We start from the raw sequence: 2,742 nt of genomic DNA, 5'->3' as shown, positions 1-2,742 counted from the left end.
TTTTGTTTGATCCATATTTTGCACTGAAAAATTAACCTGCAAATTGAAATTCAAATTTTATTACATTTTCAGGTTTATGTTGTGATGCCAGCCATAAATCCAGTTTTGTCTGCATGTTTAACCAACTATCAGGGCTGGTTCCCGTTGCTTTTGCGATCCGTAATGCCATCACCGGAGTTAATGAACTTCTGGAATTAACTAATTTGGATAATGTTTTGCGGGAAACACCTAAATGTTTTGCTGCCTCTGATATTGTTATTCCCAGAGGTTTAATAACATCTTCTAAAAATAGCTCTCCGGGATGCGTTGGCTTTCTTGTTTGTATCATGTTTACCTCCTTCTAATGAAAATCTCTATAATCAACTAATATTGCATTTTCTCTTTCAAACCGGAAAGTAATTCTCCAGTTTCCAGTTACCCAAACAGACCAGGTTTTTTGTTCTTTTCCTGACAATCTATGTAATCTATATCCTGGAAGATTCATCTCATCAACTTCCTAATCGTCTCCTCACAAATTTGTCTTGATCTTTCCGATGTTTCACTTTCCACATAAACTCTGATGATCGGTTCAGTTCCGCTTTTACGGATATGTATCCAGAATTTATCTCCGAGAACTTTTATGCCATCAGTTTTATCGAGTTTGAAATCCCTGAATATTATTGGAACTTTCTCCACGATAGAATCAAGTTTTTCAGGCTCGACCTTCAGTTTATCTTTGGCAAAATAATATTTCGGTATTTTGTCTGCCAGTTCGGAAATGGACTTGCTTTGTTCTGAAAGGTAACCGAGAATGAGAGCAATTCCAACCGGAGCGTCCCGCGTGTAATGAACTTCCGGGCAGATAATACCACCATTTCCTTCTCCCCCGATCGGACTTTTTATCTCTTTCATTTTTTTCCCGACATTGATCTCCCCCACTCTGGTGCGAATAACTTTTACTCCGAATTCTTCAGCAATATCTTCCGAAGCCATGGAAGATGAGAGATTGCAGACAATATCTCCTTTTTTCCTGGAAAGGACATATTTTTCAGCAAGCAGCAGGGAAAGTTCCTCTCCGATGCATTTTCCTTTTTCCGAAACAATAGAAAGCCTGTCCACATCAGGATCAGTAGCAAATCCAATATCTGCTCGATGTTCTTTAACTGCCTGTTCAAGCTGACCGAGATTCTTATTCAAAGGTTCGGGAGTGTGAGCAAAAATTCCGGTCGGTTCGCAATTCAGTTCGATCACTTCACAACCGAGTTTTCGCAGAAGTTCGGGAATGATCACACCTCCGGCTCCATTGACAGCATCGACAACGACTCTGAACTTGCGTTCTCTGATCTTTTCAATATCGAGATATGAGATTTTCAGAATTTTCTCGATGTGCTTGTCGATTGCAGTTTGATCGGAAGTTAATTTGCCGATGTTTTTCCAACTCTCATATTTTACAGATTTATCAAGGGAAGCGATAAAATCTTTTGCCCTTTCCGGAAAAAGGAACATTCCGTTTTCTCCTACCAGTTTCATGGCATTCCATTCTGCCGGATTATGCGAAGCAGTAATAGAAATTCCACCTTTTGCATCCGATTCTTCAACTGCAAGAAGAACTGTCGGAGTCGGAACAACACCAATATCGACAACCTCACAACCGACGCTTATCAAGCCTGAAACGATAGCATGGAACATTGCCGGTCCCGTAGTTCTGGAATCTCTGCCGACAATTATTTTCCCCTTACCTGAAAAATTGCCGAAATGGGCTGCGAATTTCATGGCAATTTCCGGTGTTAAAGTTTCTCCGAAAATTCCGCGAATTCCGGAAACACTGATCATTAATTTGCTCATAGAATATTCTCCAATGTTTATTATTTTTAAGATAGAATTTAAACTCGTTCCCAAACTCCTGTTTGGGAATAAGGGATGACTAAAACTCTGTTTTGTAAGTTAGTAATTGTTTTGAAACAGAGTTTCTTGAGTGTTCCCAAACAGGAGTTTGGGAACAAGTAACTAAAATGTACTCTATTATTTTTTTTTACAGAATGCAATTCTGTGTTACAATAAAAAATCCTTATATTTACTCCTCTTTTTAAGAGAAGGTTAGGATGAGTTATTCAATATTTTATTAGTATGTTTCGTTCAAAATAAAATTTTTCAAACAAATCAATTCCCAAATGAAATCTGGGGACGAGAAGCAGACAGAATGTTTGGGGTACATTTTTCACGGAATATAATTCTGTGCTGCAAACTTGCCAAATTTTTAAAATTTGGCAAGTTTTGTAATAGAATCAAAAATATATCCTGACAAACAGTCTTTCACCAGAAGTGATGCTATTTTTCGCTTCGATTGGATCAACAAAAATAATTTTTATCTCCGTGTATGTATTTGCTGTTTCAAAGGTTGGGGTAAGAGCTTTGACCTTTTTCATAACCGGAGAAACAGTTTCAATTTTTCCCTGGATTTTCTCACCATTCGTACAGAAAATCTTTGCTTTCATTCCTTTTTTTATTTTCTGTCTGCTGAAAGAATTTCCATAAGCAATGATCCAGATATTTTCTTCTAAAGAGATCTCTACTATATTTTTTCCTTTTCCAACAGATTCTCCCAGTTCACAATTTATTTCAGAAATTGTTCCTGAAATCGGAGCAGTAACATTCAGTTCAGCAGCTTCATTTTCCAGCTCATTTAATTTTGATTTTAATTCCTGCAAGTTCAGCAGGTGGTTTTCCGCCACGAGAGAGACATTTTCCGAAAACATCTTTTTC

Annotated in this window: 4 protein-coding genes; all 4 read right to left on the bottom strand. The window is 37.6% G+C overall.

What is annotated here, in order from left to right:
- Window positions 1-31 precede the first annotated feature (31 nt).
- On the bottom strand, window positions 32-328 hold the full coding sequence (gene higA / locus ENL20_05820) for an addiction module antidote protein, HigA family (GenBank protein HHE38073.1): 297 nt from the start codon (window positions 326-328) through the stop codon (window positions 32-34).
- Window positions 329-340: 12 nt separating this feature from the next.
- On the bottom strand, window positions 341-484 hold the full coding sequence (locus ENL20_05815) for a hypothetical protein (protein ID HHE38072.1): 144 nt from the start codon (window positions 482-484) through the stop codon (window positions 341-343).
- The gene (gene glmM, locus ENL20_05810) at window positions 481-1,824 is read right to left on the bottom strand and encodes a phosphoglucosamine mutase (protein HHE38071.1); all 1,344 of its coding nucleotides are present in this window, start codon (window positions 1,822-1,824) and stop codon (window positions 481-483) included. The genes ENL20_05815 and glmM overlap by 4 nt, the downstream gene beginning before the upstream one ends.
- Window positions 1,825-2,264: 440 nt before the next feature.
- Window positions 2,265-2,742 (bottom strand): HlyD family secretion protein (locus ENL20_05805; protein ID HHE38070.1); only part of this gene is annotated, 478 nt, incomplete at its 5' end.

This window comes from Candidatus Cloacimonadota bacterium, from assembly GCA_011372345.1.
In the GTDB taxonomy this organism is placed as follows: Bacteria; Cloacimonadota; Cloacimonadia; order Cloacimonadales; family TCS61; genus DRTC01.
The sequence above is the reverse complement of the archived record's forward strand: the minus strand, read 5'-3'. Positions and strand labels throughout refer to the sequence as shown.

Excerpts from the sequence above, each read along its gene's own strand:
- higA (HHE38073.1), bottom strand. The coding sequence starts at position 328 with ATGATACAAACAAGAAAGCCAACGCATCCCGGAGAGCTATTTTTAGAA.
- glmM (HHE38071.1), bottom strand. The coding sequence starts at position 1,824 with ATGAGCAAATTAATGATCAGTGTTTCCGGAATTCGCGGAATTTTCGGA.
- ENL20_05815 (HHE38072.1), bottom strand. The coding sequence starts at position 484 with ATGAATCTTCCAGGATATAGATTACATAGATTGTCAGGAAAAGAACAA.